Annotated in this window: 21 protein-coding genes and 1 tRNA gene; 4 read left to right on the top strand and 18 right to left on the bottom strand. The window is 65.2% G+C overall.

Translation table 11 applies throughout. From position 1 onward, the window contains the following. Window positions 1–287: 287 nt before the first annotated feature. A complete protein-coding gene (locus AX725_RS13870; protein ID WP_060980036.1) occupies window positions 288–974 on the bottom strand; it encodes a nitroreductase in 687 nt (228 codons plus the stop codon). Between the two features lie 219 nt (window positions 975–1193). Here AX725_RS13870 and AX725_RS13865 point away from each other — a divergent pair, with 219 nt between their 5' ends. Further along, window positions 1194–2120: a lipid kinase gene (locus tag AX725_RS13865; RefSeq protein WP_060980074.1), complete on the top strand. Its 927-nt coding sequence runs from the start codon at window positions 1194–1196 to the stop codon at window positions 2118–2120. A 35-nt stretch (window positions 2121–2155) separates the two neighbouring features. Here AX725_RS13865 and AX725_RS13860 read toward each other — a convergent pair. Together AX725_RS13860 and AX725_RS13855 are read right to left on the bottom strand one after the other, a co-directional pair. Beyond that, window positions 2156–2246, bottom strand: a tRNA-Ser gene (locus tag AX725_RS13860). A gap of 74 nt (window positions 2247–2320) precedes the next feature. Beyond that, on the bottom strand, window positions 2321–2959 hold the full coding sequence (locus tag AX725_RS13855; protein ID WP_060980035.1) for an adenylate/guanylate cyclase domain-containing protein: 639 nt from the start codon (window positions 2957–2959) through the stop codon (window positions 2321–2323). A gap of 83 nt (window positions 2960–3042) precedes the next feature. On the opposite strand from AX725_RS13855, the gene AX725_RS13850 reads away from it, so the two are divergent. The 3 genes from AX725_RS13850 (at window position 3043) to AX725_RS13840 (ending at window position 6209) form a co-directional block, all read left to right on the top strand. Beyond that, on the top strand, window positions 3043–4008 hold the full coding sequence (locus AX725_RS13850; RefSeq protein WP_060980034.1) for a peptidylprolyl isomerase: 966 nt from the start codon (window positions 3043–3045) through the stop codon (window positions 4006–4008). A gap of 83 nt (window positions 4009–4091) precedes the next feature. Next, window positions 4092–5207: an alanine dehydrogenase gene (gene ald / locus AX725_RS13845; RefSeq protein ID WP_060980033.1), complete on the top strand. Its 1116-nt coding sequence runs from the start codon at window positions 4092–4094 to the stop codon at window positions 5205–5207. A 30-nt stretch (window positions 5208–5237) separates the two neighbouring features. Beyond that, window positions 5238–6209: an oxidoreductase gene (locus AX725_RS13840; RefSeq protein ID WP_060980032.1), complete on the top strand. Its 972-nt coding sequence runs from the start codon at window positions 5238–5240 to the stop codon at window positions 6207–6209. 21 nt (window positions 6210–6230) lie between these two features. Here AX725_RS13840 and AX725_RS13835 read toward each other — a convergent pair whose 3' ends face one another. The 15 genes from AX725_RS13835 to AX725_RS13765 form a co-directional block, all read right to left on the bottom strand. Continuing rightward, window positions 6231–6962, bottom strand: a complete 732-nt coding sequence (locus AX725_RS13835) for a PAN domain-containing protein (RefSeq protein ID WP_167348232.1) — start codon at window positions 6960–6962, stop codon at window positions 6231–6233. An 88-nt stretch (window positions 6963–7050) separates the two neighbouring features. After that, window positions 7051–7449 carry a hypothetical protein gene (locus tag AX725_RS13830; RefSeq protein ID WP_060980030.1) on the bottom strand — a complete coding sequence of 133 codons (399 nt, stop codon included), beginning with the start codon at window positions 7447–7449 and terminating at the stop codon, window positions 7051–7053. Window positions 7450–7655: 206 nt separating this feature from the next. Beyond that, window positions 7656–9080, bottom strand: a complete 1425-nt coding sequence (locus AX725_RS13825; protein ID WP_060979550.1) for a tetratricopeptide repeat protein — start codon at window positions 9078–9080, stop codon at window positions 7656–7658. Window positions 9081–9602: 522 nt separating this feature from the next. Beyond that, a complete protein-coding gene (locus AX725_RS21650) occupies window positions 9603–9836 on the bottom strand; it encodes a helix-turn-helix domain-containing protein (RefSeq protein ID WP_051035681.1) in 234 nt (77 codons plus the stop codon). A gap of 4 nt (window positions 9837–9840) precedes the next feature. After that, complete coding sequence (locus AX725_RS13815) at window positions 9841–10053, bottom strand: DUF2274 domain-containing protein (protein WP_017499928.1); 213 nt, start codon at window positions 10051–10053, stop codon at window positions 9841–9843. Beyond that, window positions 10046–11284 carry a TraB/TrbI/VirB10 family type IV secretion system protein gene (locus AX725_RS13810; RefSeq protein ID WP_017499929.1) on the bottom strand — a complete coding sequence of 413 codons (1239 nt, stop codon included), beginning with the start codon at window positions 11282–11284 and terminating at the stop codon, window positions 10046–10048. Before AX725_RS13810 ends, AX725_RS13815 begins: the two co-directional genes overlap by 8 nt. After that, on the bottom strand, window positions 11281–12132 hold the full coding sequence (gene trbG, locus AX725_RS13805; RefSeq protein WP_006635655.1) for a P-type conjugative transfer protein TrbG: 852 nt from the start codon (window positions 12130–12132) through the stop codon (window positions 11281–11283). Before trbG ends, AX725_RS13810 begins: the two co-directional genes overlap by 4 nt. Continuing rightward, complete coding sequence (gene trbF, locus AX725_RS13800; RefSeq protein ID WP_026108910.1) at window positions 12129–12971, bottom strand: conjugal transfer protein TrbF; 843 nt, start codon at window positions 12969–12971, stop codon at window positions 12129–12131. The genes trbG and trbF overlap by 4 nt, the downstream gene beginning before the upstream one ends. A 3-nt stretch (window positions 12972–12974) precedes the next feature. Beyond that, the gene (trbL, locus tag AX725_RS13795) at window positions 12975–14282 is read right to left on the bottom strand and encodes a P-type conjugative transfer protein TrbL (RefSeq protein ID WP_017499931.1); all 1308 of its coding nucleotides are present in this window, start codon (window positions 14280–14282) and stop codon (window positions 12975–12977) included. A gap of 136 nt (window positions 14283–14418) precedes the next feature. Next, window positions 14419–15171 (bottom strand): P-type conjugative transfer protein TrbJ, encoded by a 753-nt coding sequence (gene trbJ, locus AX725_RS13790; protein ID WP_017499932.1) that lies wholly within the window; start codon window positions 15169–15171, stop codon window positions 14419–14421. A gap of 6 nt (window positions 15172–15177) precedes the next feature. Continuing rightward, window positions 15178–17646, bottom strand: a complete 2469-nt coding sequence (trbE, locus tag AX725_RS13785) for a conjugal transfer protein TrbE (RefSeq protein ID WP_017499933.1) — start codon at window positions 17644–17646, stop codon at window positions 15178–15180. Continuing rightward, window positions 17640–17870: a VirB3 family type IV secretion system protein gene (locus tag AX725_RS13780; protein WP_051035683.1), complete on the bottom strand. Its 231-nt coding sequence runs from the start codon at window positions 17868–17870 to the stop codon at window positions 17640–17642. The genes trbE and AX725_RS13780 overlap by 7 nt, the downstream gene beginning before the upstream one ends. Window positions 17871–17920: 50 nt before the next feature. After that, window positions 17921–18274, bottom strand: a complete 354-nt coding sequence (locus tag AX725_RS13775; protein ID WP_017499935.1) for a TrbC/VirB2 family type IV secretion system protein — start codon at window positions 18272–18274, stop codon at window positions 17921–17923. Beyond that, window positions 18271–19293: a P-type conjugative transfer ATPase TrbB gene (gene trbB / locus AX725_RS13770; protein ID WP_017499936.1), complete on the bottom strand. Its 1023-nt coding sequence runs from the start codon at window positions 19291–19293 to the stop codon at window positions 18271–18273. The genes AX725_RS13775 and trbB overlap by 4 nt, the downstream gene beginning before the upstream one ends. Continuing rightward, window positions 19290–19715, bottom strand: coding sequence for a YlcI/YnfO family protein (locus AX725_RS13765; protein ID WP_017499937.1), 426 nt, complete (start codon window positions 19713–19715; stop codon window positions 19290–19292). Before AX725_RS13765 ends, trbB begins: the two co-directional genes overlap by 4 nt. Window position 19716: the final 1 nt, after the last annotated feature.

Raw genomic sequence — 19716 nt, 5'->3', positions numbered from 1 at the left:
CAGGCTCGTCCATTTGTGCACGACGGCCCAGGTCCTGATCGAGGAGCGGGTCATGATCTGTCCGCGAAGCCCGTCACGACGTCCGCATCATGTTCGTCACAGTGCACAAGCATCGCCAATCCCGATTCCATCGGGCTGGGGAGCTATCGCAACGGACGGATTTCGTCAATGATAATCATTCGCATTTATCGGATGAAAATCGATTGCGAATATCACGCAGAAGCGGCGTGCCCTGCTCCGGCCTTAGGTGTCGGGCAGGGCATCGCCGCAGTCTTTTCCGAGCAGAGCTATCGCACCGGTTCTTCAAACCCCACGAAGACGGCGGCCTCATCGACCGACTTGCGCGTGGAAACCACCGCGTTCGCCGGGAAGCTCTCGTCCGGCCACCCCAGAGCGATGCTCTTCATGATCACCTGATCGTCCGCGATCCCCGCATGTTCGCGCACGACGGGTGACTGCATGATGCCCTGGCTGTTGATGACCGTGCCGAGCCCGCGCGACCATGCCGCGTTGACCAGGGCCGTCGCGACAGCGCCGCAATCGAACGGAGTATCGTCGCTGCCGTCCAGTTCGCGGTCATAGGTGATGATGATGCACACCGGTGCATCGAACTGACGGAAGCCGCGCAAAACCCAGTCCTGGCGGGCATCTGCGTCGTCGCGCGCAATGCCCATTGCAGAAAATAGCTGTTTGGCGACCCCGATCTGCCGGTCACGATGTGGTCCGGCAAAGGGCTTGCCGGTGCGGAATTCGCGCGACTGCGGCACGCCGGCGATCATCCTCTCGGTATTGCCCTGCCGGATCCGGTCGAGCGGTTCGCCGGTAATCACGTAGAAATTCCACGGCTGTGTGTTCATCGAAGAGGGCGCGCGCATCGCGATCTGCAGGATCTCTTCGATCAGGGCGCGCGGCACCGGATCGGGTCTGTATCCACGGATGCTGCGGCGACCCAGAACGACCTCGTCAAAATGCATGCAGGCTCCTATGAATGCAAAGCCTGTTCATGAACCAACCGGGGCGGTGTGGAAAGCCCGGTTTCAGGGCCCCTGGCCGAGGATTTTACTACCGATACGCCCATTCTCCCGGAAGCCCTCGAACCTGGCTTCGGACCCGTCTGCAAAGATTATGCAGGGCTTTATGCGAGAACCGGCTATGGCTGGTACGGTCGTCCTCCTGAAGCGATAGGTCTGTTCGTGCGATCCGTTACCGGCAAGCGTGTCCTGCTGCTCCACAATGCCAAATCGCGGCAGGGCGAGGCTGCACTCGGGCCGGTGCGCGCGCGGCTGGATGCGGCGGGCCTCTCGGTCACTGCCGAGCCCTTCGCCAACCTGCCCGAAATCGCGCGGGACATCTCGCGGCTGCATCAATCGGCCGATATCATCGTGGTGTGCGGCGGCGACGGATCGATCTCATCGGCGGCCCCGGCGGTGATACAGAGCGGGCTGCCGCTGGGCATCATTCCGGCTGGAACCGCCAACGACCTTGCGCGGACGCTGTCCATCCCACTCGATTTTGCTGCCGCTGCGGACGTGATCGTTGCCGGGCACACACGGCAGATCGATGTCGGCATGGTCAACGGCCATGCCTTTTTCAACGTCGCCAGCATCGGCCTCAGCAGCGATCTGGCGCAGAAGCTCGATCCTGCGATCAAGAAGCGCTTCGGGCGGCTGGGCTATGCGGTCGCCGCGCTGCGGATTCTGGCCGGGGCACGGCGGTTTCGCGCGACGATCATCGAGAAGGGCAGCGGGATCAGGGTCAAGACCTATCAGATCGCGATCGGCAACGGGCGTCTTTACGGGGGTGGCAATGTCGTCGAACAGACCGCCGCGATCGATGACGGGTCGCTGGACCTCTACAGCCTGGAGATGCGCAACCTTTGGAAGCTCGCCTTGATGGTGCGCGCCTTCCGCACGGGTACGCATGGCGCCTGGAAAGAGGTCAGGACCGCCCGCTGCGTCGAGTTCGATATCGAGACGCGCCGCCCCATGCCGATCAACACCGACGGGGAAATCGTCACCGCGACGCCAGCGCATTTCAAGGTCCTGCCCGGCGCGATTACCGTCCTCGCTCCTGCAGCGGTCGCCAGGCAAGGCGTGGCTTTACGCCTGTTTCATCGCTGAACCCCAGTCAGGGGATGTCTGATCGAGGAAATGAGTGGCGGAGCGGGAGGGATTCGAACCCTCGATACGCTTTTGACGTATACTCACTTTCCAGGCGAGCGCCTTCGACCACTCGGCCACCGCTCCGCATGTCCTGGAAGGCGACCCCCTATATCCAAGCGGTGCACCGCGCAAGCGGTGTTTGCACGGGAGAGGCGCGCTCAGGAGACGACGTGATAGGTCAGCACGAGGCCAGAAATGCTGACCTGTTCGGGCCGGGTCTCGACATGCTTCAGCGTCAGCGTCGCGCGGGCGCCCTCGGTCAGGAGGATCTCGCTGCGTTGCGCCACATCCTCGCCCAGCTTGCACGTCAGGTTCATCTCGTCGCCGAAGACATCCTCGTCGTCGATGTTGAGCACCTGCCCATAGCCGATGCCGATCGACGCATAGAGCTTGCGTTCCTCGGGCAGCACCATGTTGGCGGCGTTCAGCTGGCGCATGATGCCGCGGGCGGCGCGGACGGCATCGTCGGTATCATCGAACAGGCAATAGAGATTGTCGGCCTCGGCCTTGATCAGCAGCCCGCCATGATCCTCGATCTCGGGCAGCGCGAGCCGCTTCATCTGATGAACCATCAGCAGAAAGGCCGCGACGCCGTGCCGCTGGGTGGTGCGCGAAAAGCCGCTCATGTCGAGCACCATCACCGCGCGGGTCTCGCCGAACACCTGGTGGATGCGTTCGGCGATCGATGGCAGGTTTTCGGGCTGTTCGATCATCTCGTCGAGCAACCGGTCGAGCGTGGTGCGGCTGTTGCGCAGTGCCAGCGGCGTGTCGTCGTCCTCGTCCGGCGGCAATGTCATGCGAGTCTCCCTCCCGACCCGCACGCGAGACTGCACGTGAGGCCAAGGTTTCGCAAGCCTTTGCGCCGTGTTAGCGTCGTCCCATGACAGCCAACCGATTCCGCTCCGCTGCGCTGCGCACTGCCGCTGCACTGTTGCCCCTGAGCCTGATCGCCGCGAGCGATCCGCCGCCCGCCAGTCCTGGGCCGGGCGATATCATTGCTGCCGCGCCGCCCTCGGCTTGGGCGAAGATCGCGCCCGAAGACCTGCTGGTGATGGAGCTTGCGCCCGATGCGAAGGGCAAATCGCGCCGCGTGGTGATCCAGCTTATGCCTGCGCCATTCAGCACCGGCTGGGTGGGCAATATCCGCAAGCTGGCAGCCGCGCACTGGTGGGACGACACCGCGATCGTGCGCGTGCAGGACAATTATGTCGTGCAATGGGGCGATCCCGATGCCGAGGACGAGGCCAAGGCCAAGCCGCTGCCTGCGGGTATCGCGAAAGTGCCGGAGAGCGGCTATGTGGTCGATCGGAAGGGCCTGAATATCGCTTCCGGCAACAGCGGCGCTGAGCCTTGGACGGCTCCTGACGCCTATGCCAAGGCGCTGGGTTTCTTGGATGGCTGGCCGGTTGCCAGCAATGACGAGAGCGTCTGGCCGGTGCATTGCTATGGCATGGTCGGCGTCGGCCGCAACCTCTCGCCCGATACCGGGTCGGGCGCAGAGCTTTACACCGTGATCGGCCATGCGCCGCGGCATCTGGATCGCAATATCGCTTTGGTCGGGCGCGTGGTCGAGGGGATCGAGCATCTCTCCAGCCTGCCGCGCGGCACCGGTGCCCTGGGCTTCTATGAAAGCCCCGAAGAACGCACCGTCATCGGCTCGGTGCGGCTGGCGACCGAACTGCCCGAGGCGGAGCGCCCGAAGCTCGAATATCTGGAAAGCACCAGCGAGTCGTTTGTCGCTTATGCGCGGGCACGGGCGAACCGGAAGGATGCGTTCTTCAATATCCCCGCTGGCGGGGCGGATATTTGCAACATTCCGGTTCCGATTCGGAAAATTGCGCAATAATGTAATAAAGTAACAAAACTGATCGCGCAGCGCGGGAGGTCGGAGTAAGGGCGGGACAAACAATAGCAGCAGGAGAAGAAGTCATGCGCGTTGGCACCGTCAAGGAAATCAAGAACCACGAATATCGCGTCGGCATGACGCCCGAAAGCGCCCGCGAGCTGGTGCAGCACGGGCACGAGGTATGGGTGCAATCGGGCGCGGGCCTGGGCATCGGTGCCAAGGACAGCGATTATCAGCGCGCGGGCGCAAAGCTGATCGAGACCGCCGCCGAAATCTTTGCCGAATGCGAGATGGTGGTGAAGGTCAAGGAGCCGCAGTCGATCGAGCGCGCGATGCTGCGCGAAGGACAGATCCTGTTCACCTATCTGCACCTCGCGCCCGATCCGGAGCAGACCAAGGATCTGGTCGAGTCCAAGGCGACCTGCATCGCCTATGAGACGGTCACCGATGCGAGCGGCGGCCTGCCGCTGCTCAAGCCGATGAGCCAGGTCGCAGGGCGCATGGCGATCCAGGCGGGCGCGACCGCGCTCGAAAAGGCGCATGGCGGACGCGGCATCCTGCTCGGCGGGGTGCCGGGCGTGCTGCCCGGCAATGTCTGCGTGATCGGCGGCGGCGTGGTCGGCTTCAACGCCGCACAGATGGCGGCAGGGCTGGGCGCGGACGTGACGATCCTCGACCGCAATCCCGAAGTGCTCGAGCGGCTGGGCTATTATTTCGAGGCGCGCGCCAAGACGCGCTTTGCCAATGTGTCCAACGTCGCCGACAGCGTTGCCAATGCCGATCTGGTCATCGGCGCGGTGCTGATCCCCGGTGCGGCGGCGCCCAAGCTCGTTACGCGCGAGATGCTGGGCACGATGAAGCCCGGCGCGGTGCTGGTCGATGTCGCGATCGACCAGGGCGGCTGTTTCGAGACCAGCCATGCCACCACCCATGCCGACCCGACCTATGTCGTCGACGGCATCGTGCATTATTGCGTCGCCAACATGCCCGGCGCGGTGGCGCGCACCAGCACCTATGCGCTGAACAACGTCACGCTGCCGCACATGCTGCGCATGGCGGACAAGGGCTGGAAGGACGCGCTGCGCAGCGATCCGCACCTTGCTGCCGGTCTCAATGTCTGGAACGGGCGGGTGACCTACAAGGCAGTGGCGGATGACCTGGGTTATGCCTATTGTCCGCTCGAAGAGGCGCTCGCCTGAAGCGCCCGAAAGCGCCAAGGAGAGCTGCCGATGATCGCCGACCACCAGAAGCCTGTCGATTCCCCGTTCGGCCGCCACAGCGAACCGCATGAGGTGCTGGCGGGCATCGACCTCAAGGGCAAGACGGTCATCGTCACCGGCGGTTATTCGGGCATAGGGCTGGAAACGGTGCGCGCGCTGGCGGCGGCGGGGGCATCGGTTACCGTGCCGGCGCGCGATACCGAAAAGGCCAATGCCGCGCTGGCAGGGATGCCGGGCGATATCCGCATAGCGCTGATGGACCTTGCCGATATCGCTTCGGTCAAGCGGTTCGCGCTGGGCTTTGCCTCCGACAACACCGCGCTCGATCTGCTGATCAACAATGCCGGCGTCATGGCCTGTCCGGAAATGCGCGTTGGGCCGGGCTGGGAGCTGCAGTTCGGCACCAACCATATGGGCCATTTCGCGCTGGCGACGACGCTGCTGCCGCTGCTTCAGCGCACCGAAAGGCCGCGCGTAGTGGCCTTGTCTTCCACCGGGCACAAACTGTCCGCCATCCGCTGGGACGACCCCAACTGGACCGATGGCAGCTATGACAAGTGGAAGGCCTATGGCCAGTCCAAGACCGCCAACAGCCTGTTCGCACTGGGCATCAACGCCCGGTTGAAGGACAGCGGCGGGCAGGCCTTTGCGGTGCATCCCGGCGGCATTTTCACGCCTCTCCAGCGCCATCTGCCGACCGAAGAGATGATCGTGCTTGGCTGGCTCAACGAACAGGGTGAGATTTCCGACGGCGCCCGCGCCATGTTCAAGACACCGACCCAGGGCTGCACCACCACGCTCTGGGCGGCGACCAGCCCGCTGCTCGAAGGCATGGGCGGCGTCTATTGCGAGGATTGCAACATCGCTGCACTCTCGGGCGAGCAGCCGGTGCGCTATCGCGATGTCGAGCCGCACGCGGTCGATCAGGACAGCGCCGAACGGCTGTGGGAAATGAGCGAGACGCTGCTAGCACAGGCCTGAGCGCGGGGGCGCCAGCCGCTCTCAGCCACGCCGTCGCGGGCGCGGTCTATCGGGAACGGGCGCAGCCTGTGGCAGCCAGAGGCTTCCAATGCCATCTCGCTGGCGCTTGATACCGGAAACGCAGCAGTCGCTTTCCGAAGGTTCGGGCACGGCCTCTTTCAGGAAGCATTCGCCATGTTCGGTCCGGCCGGGGATGACATAGGTCCATGCCCGGCATTGGCGCTCATCGTCGCACGCCGCCTTGCAGCTTTTCCAGTCCATGCCCGGCCGGTCGTAGATGATTTCGCGCAGGTCGCTGCCGAACAAATCCGTGTTGAACATCGGCGGGGCGTCAGCGGGTGGGCGCATGACGCTCTGGCCGGGGGTGCCGGCGGGCCTGCCGCTGCCCGGCGTCTGAGCAGAAGGGCCCAGATAGCGCACCGAGCTGATCGAGCCGCCATCCTCTCCGAGCGTCTGCACCTCGCCCGACACCTCGCGGCAGCGCGTGCGGAAGCCCGCATCCATACATACCAGCCAAAGCCCCTCTGCCTTGAGCGAGAAGGCATAATCGTTCGCGGTTCCATCAAAGCCTTCGCGGGCCGGCATGTCCTGCAGGTTGGCGACATCGCTGCGCACCGTGACGGCGGCTCCATCAAGACCTTCGCCGTTGAACAGGGTCAGGCTCGGAGTTCCCTGGGCTGCGAGGCTTGAGCCGAGCAGACAGACGGCGAGGGCAATAGGCGCAAGCGCGCGGCGTGCAAAGGGTGGTAGCATCATCGTCTCCTGGCTGCAGGGTGCGCGACCTGCCAACTCTGACAGAACTGCATGCGGTTGCAATGCCGGTCGTCACACCGACACAGCTCTAGCGAAATTCTGCAAAGGCGATCACGCGGCGGAAGCCAGCGCGGCAATGCGGCTGGCCGTCGATAACCTGCGCCTCGTGCCACATATCGCCCGAATGATAGCCCCAGCGCGCCAGACGCTGCATGGGGCGATCGGTCATCCGGCGGCCGAGCCATTGCGCGAGAACGGGCTTGAGCGCGGCGCGGGCTCGGGCCGGCGAACGGCAATCGCGTGCGCCCTGCCAGCTATCGACATTGCGGGCGAGATCGGCCTGCACGCGCTGGACACTACCGTTCAAGGATTTATCTCTGGGCGAGGCGAATTCCAGCCGCTGCGCGCGCGCGGTCTCGCGCGGCACCATGAGTGCGAGCGCCGCCACCGCCAGAATCAGCAGCAGGACCAGCCAGGTTCGCGCCATGGATTGCTCCACAAGGGATCATCGGTGGCCTGATCGCCGATGCTCGGGCACGAAGGTTGGCCAGCAGCCGTTTTGGGTCGACGAATTACCCCGCACACCGTCGATCAGACCGCAACCAGTCTAGGCGCGATGATGCAGATTGAGTCTGTGGCATATTGTCGCAAATGACGGGAAATCGCGGATGTATCGTCTGGCGCGGCGTTACATCAGGACAGATCGACCCGGGGTGTCGCGATGACCACCTTGCGCAGCAGCCGCTGCACTTCGGCATCGCCGCGCCACTTTTCCGCGATGCGCTTGTTCAGCGTTGCCGAATACCAGCGCTCGCCCAGCGTCGCGGCCTGCTTGAGCAGGATGACCAGGGTTGCGCGGTCGCCCATGCACGAGGCGTGGAAGGCGGGCGTCATGCGGGTCTTGCGCTCGCCCTCGGCAAATTCGCGCCGCGCTTCGGCAACCAGCACCAGATGCGCCGTGGCCGGATTGCGCTCGATGGCCGTATCGAGCTGGGTGGACAGGCGCTTCATCTCCGGTACCCCGCGCAGCGCCGCCAGCGCCCGATACTCACGCGCATAGGCCTTGATGTCGCCGCGCGAGATATGCGCCCAGGCCAGGCAGTTGCGGATGGTGGCGTCCGCCGGATATTGCGACTTCAGCTGTTCCAGCTCCATCACCGCGCGCCGGTCACGTCCCGCTTGCCAGTGCGCACAGGCGCGCTCGACCGCGATGGCGGGGGTTCCGGGCAGCAGCAGCTGCGCGGTATCATATTCGCGCTGCGCGGCGGCATCCTGACCGAGATCGGAAAGGACATTGGCGTACCAGAAATGGGTGAGGCCATCGCGCGGGTCGAGTGCGAGCGCACGACGGAAGGAATCGACCGATCGTTGCGCATCGTAGCTCCACCAATACTGAATGAAACCGTTGGCGCGATGCGCCGCCGCGAGCTGGTTGTCGAGCGCGAGCGCCTGTTCGACCGCAGACTTGGCGGCGCTGTACGCTCGGCTTTCGGTCGCCGCGCCATATTCGCGATAGATCAGCCAGGCTTCGGCCAGCCCGGCATAGGCGGGCGCGAAATCCTTGTCTGCGGCGATCACCTTCTCGTACAGCGCGATCGCACGGCGCAAATCCTCCGGCGTGCGCCGTGCCCATAAATCGCGCGCGGCGACATAATCGTCGGTTACGGTCTTGTTATGCGGCAGGGCTGCGGCCCGCTCGATCGGGGACGGACCCGGCGCGAGCATGTCGGTCAGCATGACTGTTGCGACGACCAGCGCGCCGATGGCGATGACCACGCTCGCGCCGACGAAAAGGCGTTTTCCTTTCCGCGGTAACGGGGACGGGGCGGCACTCGACGGCGTGCCTTCCTGGAGCCGCGGATCGGCTTCGGCCGAGACTGGAAGCGGTGGTGGCAGAGCGCCTGGGCTTTCCAGATCGCGCTGCTCTGCCTGCCCGGCCCATGCGGCCAGCTCATGCTCATAGGCAAAGACGGACCCCTGTTTGCCGCCAGGAAGCCGGTGCACGGGAAGATCGCGCTCGCGCGCCCAGCGCATCACGGTCGTGCGGTCACGGCGGAAATAGCCCGCAATCGCCTTCCAGCCATCCAGCCTGCGCTCAGATTGATCTGGATGGCTCAAGAATATTGCCTGTCAATTGCCACGACACCCGTCAGTCGGTGCGGTGCAACCCAATTACCCCCGCGCCGAGGCAAACCCTATCGGTTCGTCGCGACGCCTGTCCAGACATTATGTTATAAATCAGACATATCGCTGCGCTATTTTGTATCTTGGGCGCGCGCTCCCGCGATATGGATGGCAGGAATGCTGGCTGATCGCGAGGGTCGTCAACGACCGCCGCGCACAAAGGGGGCAGTCTGCCCAAGCTTCCGGGGAGCGGAGGGCGGCGGCAGCTGGCCAGCCGTCACGTGGCAGAATCGATTACGGCCCTCTACAGCTCGCGGGCTGCGACGCTTGGGTAGGTGCACCGAATGTCTTGAAGGAATGGTAGCGGAGGAGGGATTCACACGAAAAACATAAGATACTGATTTATAACAACGTTCTTGATCGTCGTGCCGATAATTCCGCTCAATCCACCCCCAATTTTACCCCTTCGCGACAGGCCGTGCCGAAATATCGACAGGCCGACATGCGCGATCCCTGCTACGCCCGAGAACGCGGCTGTTTACAGTGTGATCGCAGAAAGGACCGCAGACTATCGACAAACACCACGGTTGCACGGCCGACCTTGGCTGCCTCGATGTCGCCGGAAGCGATGAGCTGGTAGATCTTGGATTTGCTGAGCCCCGTCATCCGTACTGCGTCGGGAATGCGAACGCTTATCGGCCCAATCGGGGGCGCGTCGTCGCCATTCGTTGCAGGCTGCCGGGCCGACATCGGACTATTTCTTACGTGCCCGGCTGAACGAGCGGTCGCTCGCCAGGAAGCCGCTAAGCATGAATGGAATGAGGTCCGGTACGGACTCGCGTCGGCCGTAGGCCGCCTCATAGGCCTCGGCGTAGTCGTTCAGCGCTTCGATGAGATCCGGCATGACGTTGATCGTGATCTTAGCCGGCGTCCGATCGGGCAGCCTTGGCAGCTTCAAATCAGCCATGACGGCCTCCCCAGGGTCCGGGCAATATGATGTCTTTGTGCACGACCACCCGTAGCGGCCAGCCGGGACGCACGCGCAAGGTCGGCTGGATATTGAGATTGCGCGTGACGAGCTGATCGCCGGCGCGCGCGCCGCTCTGCTGCGCTGACTCGCGGATCGCCCGGACAAGGTCGCTTTCGGTGCTGCCGAAGCTCAATTCAGTGCCGACGCCCAGCAGTGTCGACAGGGCGACGCCCTTCAGAAGTTGCCAAGTATGCCGGTCGATCCGGTCGGACAGACCCGCATAGCCCTGCGTATCGGTCGCCGGCACATTGTCGATACGAATCGACGAGCCGTCGGGCAGGATAATCCGCTGCCAGACGACCAGCGCACGGCTCTGCCCAAACGCTACAACGCTGTCGTAGCTGCCGATCAGCCGCGATCCTTGCGGAATGAGCAGACCGCGCCCGGTCACACTGTCATAGACGTTCTCCGTGATCTGCGCGGTGACGAGCCCGGGAAGATCCGAGTTGAGCCCGGTTATGAGGCTCGCGGCAATGATGCTGCCGGCCTGCAAGGTCCAAGGCGATACGGACTGCGCCAGCGCGTGCGGATTGATGTCGTCGTCGCGATTGGCGTGGCCGACCAATTCGTTCTTGCGCCCCTGGGCGTTAGGATCTCGGTCAGGGTCGAGGAGCGGCTTGGCAGTCTCGGCCGATGCTGGCGGAACACTTGCATCGGTAGTCACCGGTGCAGGGGCGGCGGCGCGACCGCCGCCCGCCAATTGCAGCATGACGCCAGACTCGCGTGCGGCCTTCTGCTCAGCGGCGATGCGCTGGCGCTCGGCTTCGGCTTCCTGCGCGGCCCGGCTCACCGCATCGGCAGCGGGGTCAGGGGGAACCATCCCGCCAAGCTGCCGCTGGCGCTCGAGGATCGGCCGCCCGAGATCACCGGGAAGCGGTAGCCCGAGCTTCGGCACGTCGCCATAGCTCGTCGGCGCGCCCGCGAGCGCATCAGGCGGCGCCTTCGCGCCAACCAGCTTTTCATCGCTTCGTGCGATCAGGCTCAGGGTCGCGGGCTTGAGCGCCAGCCAGGCGACGCCGATGATCGCGGTCGAGCCGGCGGCAGCGATGGCGACGATCGCACCGCGGCGAAAACGGGTGACGCGGCCCGGCGCCGCGCGCAGAACGAGCGTTTCGGGGTCGGCTTTGGGCGCCGCGATCGGCGCGGAAGAAGCGGTTGGATCGGTCACGCGCCCCTCCCGGCCTTGCGCTGCCGGCTCTTCGGCTGGGCGGCGGTGATACGGACAATCTGCTGTTTCTTGCCGCCAAGGCGCAGCTCGGCGACACCGAACAGGCGGTCGACCACATAATAGCGGCCGGCGACGCGATAGTTGACGAGCTGGGCCTCGCCATCCTCGCCAATCACGAACAGCGGGGGCGCCTCACCCACGGCGATCGCAGGCGAGAACTCGATGTAGGTCTGCCGCCCATCGTCGAACGCGCGCAGCGGCCGCCAGGCCGGCTTGTCGCCCGAGATCGCATAGTTGAAGTTGAGGCTTTCGACCGAGAGGCCCGACGCGATCGGCGTCGCCGCCACGGCTGCATCGCGCTGACGCCGGAGCGCGATCAGCTCGTCATGTGGATAGGTCCAGGAGATCGCCGCCATCGCGGTCGCGGGCGTGCTTTCGAGCTGGAGATGGTAGGTCCGGCGATCGGTAGCAATGACAAGGTTTGTGCGTAGGCCCGCCGAAAACGGCTTGACGAGGATGTGCACGCGCTTGCTTTCGCCGATGCCGCTGGTGGTATCGCCGACAGTCCAGCGCACGGTGTCGCCGGCGGCGACGGACACAATCGTTTCGCCCGGCTGCAAGGCAATGTCGGTGATGCGCTCGGGCGCGGCATAGAGCCGGTAGAGCACGCCTTCCGCCCAGGGATAGACCTGGACGGCATATATATATCCCGCGCTCGACGGCTCGCGCAGTGCCGCCCGGTTGGCGGCAGTGACGCGCGCGGTGGGTGACGCGGGTTCGCGGCTCTGCGCAGCGACGCCCATGGCAAGCGCCATCGCGCTCGCCGCCAGGATGAGGGCACGGATCATTGGTCGGTCCTTTCGGGGGATGGTGCGGCTGCGGGTTGAGCAAGGGTCGGATCGAGCGGCGAGCCCAGCGGAATGTCGGTGGGCGGCGCGACCGGGAGTGATTGTGCGGGATCGGGCACGGCCGATGGTTGCGGCGAAGGCGGCCGGTCCTGAGGCGTTTCCAGTTCGCGGCTCCAGTCGATCGCGTCAACATAGAGACCGAGCGGGTTTTTTCGGAGCACATCGGCCAAGCGCGGCGGCTTGATCTTCACCGTGAGCATCGCCGTCCAGCGTGACGTGCTGGCGAGGCTTCCCCGCTCATATTGCTGCTCGGTCCATTTGACCTGGAAGCTCGTATCCGACGCGCGGACGACGCTCGTCACCTGCACCGAAACCGTCTTGCGCCCGACATCGGCGAACGGATTGGAGGTGCGGGCATATTCGCCGAGGAACAGTGACGCACGTTCGGTCGCGAAATCATAGGCTGATAGCCAGTTTTCACGCATCAATACCGGATCGAGCGAGCGCGCTCGAACGCCGGTGATGAACCGGCCGAGGAACCATGCGATCTGCGGATCGGTCGGCCGATAGTCCTTGGCGGCAGGCGCGACGGCCTGTGCTTGCCCGAGTGCATCGACCTCGACCACATAGGGCACGACGCGGCTTTGCATCGATTGCCAGACCAGCGCGCCCGACAGACCAGTGGTCAGGAACAGGCCGCCGAAGGCCATCAGCCGCCAGTTCTTCGCCTGTGCGCGAGCCGAGCCGATACGCTCATCCCAAAGCTGGCCCGCTCGTTGGTAGGGTGTCTCGGGTTCGGGCGTTCGCCCATAGCGCTGCAATGCGCGTCGAAATTTCATCGCTCAGTCCCTTTCCTTGATGTCTGGAGTGGCGCCAGCGCCGCCGCGGTCGCCGCCCTGGATTGCGTGGATCGCCATCTGGCGGCGGTGGCGAGCATTCTGGCTGGCATGAAGCTTCTGCGCCCAGGCGGGTGTTCCTTCAGCTGCGCCTATCGGCGCGGCTGCGGGGGCGGCGCCGCCGGCACGGGTGCTTCCTGCTTCCCATGCGGCGCGCTGCCCACGATCGGCGGCAGCGCTAACGCCGAGACCGCCGCTCATCCGGTTGGCAGCCGCGCCGCGCATGGCGGTCGCAACGCCGCCGAGGCCCGCGCCGACGCTGGTCGAGCCCGAGGTTTCCTGCCCGAGCTTGTAGGCAGTGGATGCGGCAGACCCCATCGATGTACCGGCGCGGATCGCGCCGAGACCGGCCCCCGCGAGACCGCGTGCCGCGCCGACGGCGCCAGCGCCTGCCATCGCAAGACCTCCGCCGGCAAGCACGGTAGTGGCGATCACCGATCCGGCGCCGAGCTGCGGCGCGCCGGCGACGAGGCCGGATGCGATTCCCGGGCCGAAGATGGAGAGGCCAAAGATCGCGAGGCTCGCGAGCATCAGCGACACGGCCTGTTCGATCGACACCTCGTCGCCGGTGATCGCACTGGTGAAGTCGGCGAAATAGTTAGAGCCGATGCCGACGATGACCGCGAGCACCATGACCTTGATGCCCGAACTGACGACGTTCCCGAGCACCCGTTCGGCGAGGAACGACGTGCGGTTCCACAGCGCAAAGGGCACGAGCACGAAGCCGGCGAGCGAAGTAAGCTTGAATTCGAGGATTGTGATGAAAAGCTGGATCGCGAGGATGAAAAAGGCGGCGATGACGACGACCCAGGCGATCACCAGCACGGCGATCTCGATGAAATTGTCGAAGAAGGCGATCGGGCCAACCAACTCCTTCGCCTGCTCGAGGAGCGGCCATGCTGCCTCGAAGCCGGTCCCGGCCAGCTTGCCGGGTCGCAATAAATCGTCAGCCGTAATCGCGCTGCCCCCTGCGGTGAGGCCGAGGCCGGCGAAGCTGCGAAAGATGATATCGGACAGTGTCGAGAAGCTGTTGAGGATCAGGGCGAAGACGCCGACATAGAGGATCTTTTTGAGGAACTTGGCGATGACGTCGTCTTCGCCGCCGAGCGCCCAGAACAGCCCGGCGAGCGTGATGTCGATGCCGATCAGGATCGTGGTCAGGAAACCGACGTCACCGCCCAACAGGCCGAACCCGCTGTCGATGTAGGAGGCGAAGGCCTCCATGAACTGATCGATGACATTCAGGTCATCCATATGGGCGGGTTCCTGCTTGAAGTTGAAAGGTGTCGCGGGGACCGGCGGCCATGAGAGGGGCAAGCCCTACGGCCCCCGCGACGAGACAGGTTCGGACCCGGGGGGAGCTGGGGGCGCGGTCCTCGCCTGCCTCAGCTCATTGGCGTGGCGTGTAAGCCTTGCCGTCGCCGAGGAAGCGGCGCGTCGACTCGCGTGCCTCGCGCGCGATCTGGCCCCGCTGCGCCTGCTCGACCGATTCCGCCCGGAACTGCGCCGCCATCATTTGCTGAAGCTGGAGCTGCTGCTTGGCGGTGAGCGCGAGAAGCTGGTTCGTGGCCTGCTGCGCCTGAAGCGAGCCTTCCGCGCCCTGGCTGCGCGCGACGATGTCGGCGAGCGCCTGCGTGTCGCTCCGTACGTTGTCGACGATGCGGTTCTGGACCCCCATCGTCTGGCGAAACGCGGACATCGCGGTATCGAGTTGATCGCGTGCGCGAGCCACACGCTGATCGCGGCGGAACACCTGATCGAACTCCTGCGGGTAGAGCTGGCGGAAGCGCTCGTCGAGCTGATCGATGCGGAAGTCGACGCCCTGCGCCTGGCCCATGAGCTGGTCGATCTGCTGGAGGCGCTGGCGAAGCTCCTGAAGTTGCGGGAAATCGATCCGGGACAGGTTCTTGCCCTGGTTGATCAGCATCTGCGCTTCGTTCTGGAGACTCTGGATCTGGTTGTTGATCTGGGCAAGCGTGCGCGCGGCGGTGAGCAGGTTTTGCGAATAGTTCGATGGATCGAACACACTGAGCTGGGCCGCGACGGGCGTCGAGGTCAACGCGATGCCGATACCGAGCGAGCCGACGGCGCCGAGCGCGAGAGCGGAGAGGCACGCATATTTGCGGATAGGGATACGGGGCACGGGAAATTACTCCTTGTCTTCTGGGGGGCGGGCGGCAGGGTGACGCCCAAGCAGGTCGGCCGCCCAATCGAGGCCGGCTTGGGAGAGAAAGGTCGCGGCGAAGTCGGCCTGGCCCTTTTCGGCCAGCACCGCGTCTATGCGCTTCTGGCTGTCGGGATCGGACGCGCCGCACAACGCCAGCGCGATCGGGCCTAGCCCAAGCTCGAACAGCCGGTTGCCGCGCGCTGATTGCAGATAATATTGCCGCTTGGGCGTCGCGCGGCTGACCAGTTCGATCTGGCGCGCGTTGAGACCGAAGCGGACGTAGACCGTCTGGCCCTGCGGCTCGATCGCCCGATCATTGGGCAGCAAGATGCGCTGCGGACAGCTTTCGATGATGGCCGGCGCGATCGTGCTGTCGGCGATATCGGCTAGGCTCTGTGTCGCGAACACGACGCTGACGTTCTTCTTGCGCAGCACCTTCAGCCACTCACGGATGCGCGCGGCGAACAGCGGGTGGTCGAGGAACACCCAGGCTTCATCCAGTACGAGAAGCGTCGGCCGCCCGGTGAAGCGCTCCTCGAGACGATGGAACAGGTAGGTCAGCACGGGCGCAACGACGCCCGCCTGCCCCATCAGCGCTTCAGTCTCGAAGCACTGCACGTCGGCGATCGCTAGATCGTCTTCGGCGGCGTCGAGCAGGCGGCCGAACGATCCTTCGAGCGTATAGGGCGCGAGCGCCGATCGCAGCGGTGCCGATTGCAGCAGCAGCGACAGGCCGGTGAGCGTGCGTTCCTCGATCGGGGCGGTCGCGAGATTGGTGAGCGCCGACCAGACGGCCTCCTTGATCTCGGGTGTGACCAGTACTTTCTCATGGGCGAGCAGCGCGCCGATCCATTCGGTCGCCCAGGCGCGTGCGTTGGAGCGATCGATGTGGCGCAGCGGCTGGAAGGCGATCGTTCGCCCGCCCACGTCATCGGCATGACCGCTCTCACCGCCAAGCCCGAGCGCGTGATGCGCGCCGCCCATCGCCAGCACGGCCGCGCGCGCCGAAAATCCCTTGTCGAAGACATAGACCTGGGAGTCTGGATATCGCCGGAACTGAAGCGCGAGCATTGCGAGCAGCACCGACTTTCCGGCCCCGGTGGGTCCGACGATCAGCATATGACCGACGTCGCCGACATGCGTGCTGAGACGGAACGGCGTCGAGCCGCTGGTTTCCGCATAAAGCAGCGGCGGACCGTCGAGGTGCGGATTACGCGCCGGTCCTGCCCATACCGAGGACAGCGGCATGAGATGCGCGAGATTCAGGGTGTGGACGATCGGTTGCCGGACGTTCGCATAGACATGGCCCGGCAGGCTCGACAGCCACGCCTCGACCACATTCATGCCCTCGCGGATGCAGGTGAAGCCGAGCCCGTTGACGATGCGCTCGACCGCGCGGACCTTTTCCTCGACGCGGGCGCGGTCGATATCGGCAACGGTGATCGTCGTCGTCAGATAGCCGAACGCGACATGATCGCCGCCGAGCGCCTGCAAGGCGAGGTCGGCATCGACCACCTTGTTGTCGGCATCGCTGTCGAGAAGCTGGACCGGCTGGTTGTAGATGACTTCGCGCAGCAGCGCGGTGATCGACTTGCGCTTGTTGAACCACTGCCGCCGCAGGCGAGTGAGCGCTTTGGTTGCGTCGGTCTTGTCGAGCGCAATGAAGCGCGTCACCCAGCGATAGCCAAAATCCTCATGGTTGAGTCCGTCGAGGATGCCGGGACGGCTCGCGTTCGGAAATCCGAGGATGGTGAGCGTCCGCAGATGCTCGTCGCCGAGCATCGGTTCGAGCCCGCCGGTCAGCGGCGTGTCGGCGAGCAGCCCGTCCAGATAGATGGGCGTTTCGGGCACGGCGACGACATGGCGGCGCGCGGAGATCGCACCGTGGAGAAAGGTCAGCATTTCGCTGTCGCCGAGCGCGCGCACCTCGGGCATGAAGCCTCTGAACAGGTCAAGCGCACGATCCGTCTCGGCGATGAAGCCGGCAAGCGCTTGTCGCCAGTCGCGGCCCTTCGCGTCGTCGCTGCGCTCGATCAGCGCTCGGCCCGCCGTGTCCGCCTGATCGGGCGGAGGCAGGAGGGTGAGCGTCAGATAATAGCGGCTCTCGAAATGCGCGCCCGCGCTTTCGAACGCCGCGCGCCGTTCCTCATCGACCAGCCACGACGCCGCATCGGGAAAGCTGCTGTCGGGATAACCCAGCGCTTCGCGCCGCTCGGCCTCGAAATGGAGTGCCCAGCCCGAGCCGAAGCGCTTCAGGACATTGTTCGCCCGCGCGCAGGCGGCGACAAGCTCGGCTTCGGTGGCGGATTCTAGATCGGGGCCGCGGAACCTGAGGACGCGCAAAAAGCTGCCGTCCTTGTTGAGCACCACGCCGGGCGCGACAAGCGCCGCCCATGGAAGATGATCGGCGAGCCGGTCGGCCTTCTGACGGTATTCGCGCAGATTCAGCATGACAGATGCCCCTTCTGGCGAAGGTGGCGGACAAGGACCGGGGCGAAGTCGGGATCGCGCTTGGCGGCGAACACCGCGAGAGTGTGCCCGAACGCCCACATGGCCAGCCCGGCGATCCACTGCTGGAGACCGAGTCCGAGCGCGGCCGCGATCGTACCATTGACGATCGCGATCGCTCGCGGCGCCCCGCCAAGCAGGATCGGCTCGGCAAGCGCGCGGTGCATCGGCGCCTCGAACCCCTCGATATGGCTGGCGCCATAGGAATTTGGCGCGTTCACGAGATGAGCGCCCCGCCGCCGAAGCTGAAGAAGCTGAGGAAGAAGCTCGACGCCGCAAACGCGATCGACAGGCCGAAGATGATCTGGATGAGGCGCCGGAACCCGCCTGCCGTCTCGCCGAACGCGAGCGTCAAACCGGTGACGATGATGATGATCACCGCGACGATCTTGGCGACAGGACCCTGGACCGATTCGAGGACCTGCTGAAGCGGTTCCTCCCACGGCATGCCCGAGCCGGCGGCCTGCGCGGTGGCGGCGAGCGCAAGCCCGAGGCCGATGGCGGCGCCGGTGAGGAAGATGCTCCGACGATCGGGAATACGGGCAGGAATACGGGACAAGCGCATGGTCATTCTCCTTGGGGTTCGAGGGCGTGGTCGGGAGTAAGGTCGAGGACGGCGTAGCCGCCGTCGGGATCGAGGCCGGCGACGCGCGCGATCGTGTCGACGCGGCGCGCGAGGCCGCGCCCGGCGATGAACACGATCATGTCGATGGCGTCGGCGATCAGCCGGCGCGGAACGGTGACGACGCTTTCCTGCACGAGCTGCTCGAGCCGGTAGAGCGCCGACACTGCCGAATTGGCGTGGACGGTTGCGATGCCGCCCGGATGCCCGGTGTTCCAGGCTTTGAGCATGTCGAGCGCTTCGCGCCCGCGCACCTCGCCAACGACGATGCGATCGGGGCGGAGCCGCAATGTCGAGCGGACAAGATCAGCCATCGTGACGCCGCCGGCTCCGGCAGTGCCAATCGTACGCGTGCGCAGCCCCACCACGTCGGGCGCGGCGCATTGCAACTCACGCGTGTCTTCAATGATGATGACGCGTTCGTCGAGGTGCGCCATCTCGGCGAGCAGCGCGTTGGCAAGCGTCGTCTTGCCCGAACTGGTGCCACCCGCGACCAGGATGTTCTTGCGCTCGACCACGGCCATCGACAGCAGTCGCGCCGTGTCGGCGGGCATGATGCCGTCCCGCACATAGTCGAGCAAAGTGTAGATGCGCGCCGCGGGCTTGCGGATCGAGAAGCACGGCGCGAGGCTGACCGGCGGCAGGATACCCTCGAACCGCTCGCCCGCGCCTTCGCCGTGCGGTGGCAGCTCGGCTGACACGATCGGCGCATTGCCATGAACCTCTGTCCGTGCGTGGCTGGCAACCAGGCGGATGATCCGCTCGACCTGCGCGGGCTCATATTTGGTGCCGGTATCGATCCGGCCTTCGCCGAGTCGATCAAGGCGCAACACGCCGTCCGGGTTCACCATGATCTCGATGACCACCGGATCGGCCAGCGCTGCGGCGATGGTCGGCCCCATCGCGGTGCGCAGCATCGCGCGCCGACGCCCTGCGGAATTATCGGAGCCGAAAAGCGTGTCGCTCATCGCCCACCTCCATTGTCTTTCGCGGAGGCAGCAAGCGTGCGCTGGCCGCTGGCGAGCGCTTCGCCGACGCGGGCAATGAACGCCTCGAAGCGGTCTCGGCCGATCGCACGCGCCGCTTCGTCGGCTTCGGCCAAAGGGGCCTGCACCATCAGTTCATAGCGGATGAACAGCGCCAGGCTCTCGAGCAGCACATGCCCGTCACGCTCGACACGCCCCAGCGCGAGCGACATGCGATCGAGCCGCTGGCTGAACTTGTTCTCCAGCTCGCTCGCCGCCTGCCGGTTGAGCCAGGCGGTGAGCGCGTCGGTGAGGATCGCCGATTTGGACGCGCCGGGCTGGCTCGCCAGCGCCTCGAAGCGGTGGCTCAGATCTTCGGGCAGGAAGAGCTGGTAGCGGACGCGGTTGGGTTTGATCGCGGCCATT

It is taken from the genome of Blastomonas sp. CCH9-A1 (genome assembly GCF_001557175.1).
Lineage (GTDB): Bacteria > Pseudomonadota > Alphaproteobacteria > Sphingomonadales > Sphingomonadaceae > Blastomonas > Blastomonas delafieldii_A.
The sequence above is the reverse complement of the archived record's forward strand: the minus strand, read 5'-3'. Positions and strand labels throughout refer to the sequence as shown.

What these genes read in the sequence shown, in the direction of transcription:
- AX725_RS13815 (WP_017499928.1), bottom strand. Translation starts at nt 10,053, where the DNA reads ATGGCTGATTTGAAGCTGCCAAGGCTGCCCGATCGGACGCCGGCTAAG.
- AX725_RS13780 (WP_051035683.1), bottom strand. Translation starts at nt 17,870, where the DNA reads ATGCACCGCGCGCTTGCCGAGCCGATCCTGCTTGGCGGGGCGCCGCGA.
- AX725_RS13835 (WP_167348232.1), bottom strand. Translation starts at nt 6,962, where the DNA reads ATGCTACCACCCTTTGCACGCCGCGCGCTTGCGCCTATTGCCCTCGCC.
- ald (WP_060980033.1), top strand. Translation starts at nt 4,092, where the DNA reads ATGCGCGTTGGCACCGTCAAGGAAATCAAGAACCACGAATATCGCGTC.
- trbL (WP_017499931.1), bottom strand. Translation starts at nt 14,282, where the DNA reads ATGGATGACCTGAATGTCATCGATCAGTTCATGGAGGCCTTCGCCTCC.
- trbG (WP_006635655.1), bottom strand. Translation starts at nt 12,132, where the DNA reads ATGATCCGTGCCCTCATCCTGGCGGCGAGCGCGATGGCGCTTGCCATG.
- AX725_RS13850 (WP_060980034.1), top strand. Translation starts at nt 3,043, where the DNA reads ATGACAGCCAACCGATTCCGCTCCGCTGCGCTGCGCACTGCCGCTGCA.
- trbE (WP_017499933.1), bottom strand. Translation starts at nt 17,646, where the DNA reads ATGCTGAATCTGCGCGAATACCGTCAGAAGGCCGACCGGCTCGCCGAT.
- AX725_RS13870 (WP_060980036.1), bottom strand. Translation starts at nt 974, where the DNA reads ATGCATTTTGACGAGGTCGTTCTGGGTCGCCGCAGCATCCGTGGATAC.
- AX725_RS13840 (WP_060980032.1), top strand. Translation starts at nt 5,238, where the DNA reads ATGATCGCCGACCACCAGAAGCCTGTCGATTCCCCGTTCGGCCGCCAC.
- AX725_RS13775 (WP_017499935.1), bottom strand. Translation starts at nt 18,274, where the DNA reads ATGACCATGCGCTTGTCCCGTATTCCTGCCCGTATTCCCGATCGTCGG.
- AX725_RS21650 (WP_051035681.1), bottom strand. Translation starts at nt 9,836, where the DNA reads ATGTCGGCCCGGCAGCCTGCAACGAATGGCGACGACGCGCCCCCGATT.
- AX725_RS13855 (WP_060980035.1), bottom strand. Translation starts at nt 2,959, where the DNA reads ATGACATTGCCGCCGGACGAGGACGACGACACGCCGCTGGCACTGCGC.
- AX725_RS13830 (WP_060980030.1), bottom strand. Translation starts at nt 7,449, where the DNA reads ATGGCGCGAACCTGGCTGGTCCTGCTGCTGATTCTGGCGGTGGCGGCG.
- AX725_RS13765 (WP_017499937.1), bottom strand. Translation starts at nt 19,715, where the DNA reads ATGGCCGCGATCAAACCCAACCGCGTCCGCTACCAGCTCTTCCTGCCC.
- trbF (WP_026108910.1), bottom strand. Translation starts at nt 12,971, where the DNA reads ATGAAATTTCGACGCGCATTGCAGCGCTATGGGCGAACGCCCGAACCC.
- trbB (WP_017499936.1), bottom strand. Translation starts at nt 19,293, where the DNA reads ATGAGCGACACGCTTTTCGGCTCCGATAATTCCGCAGGGCGTCGGCGC.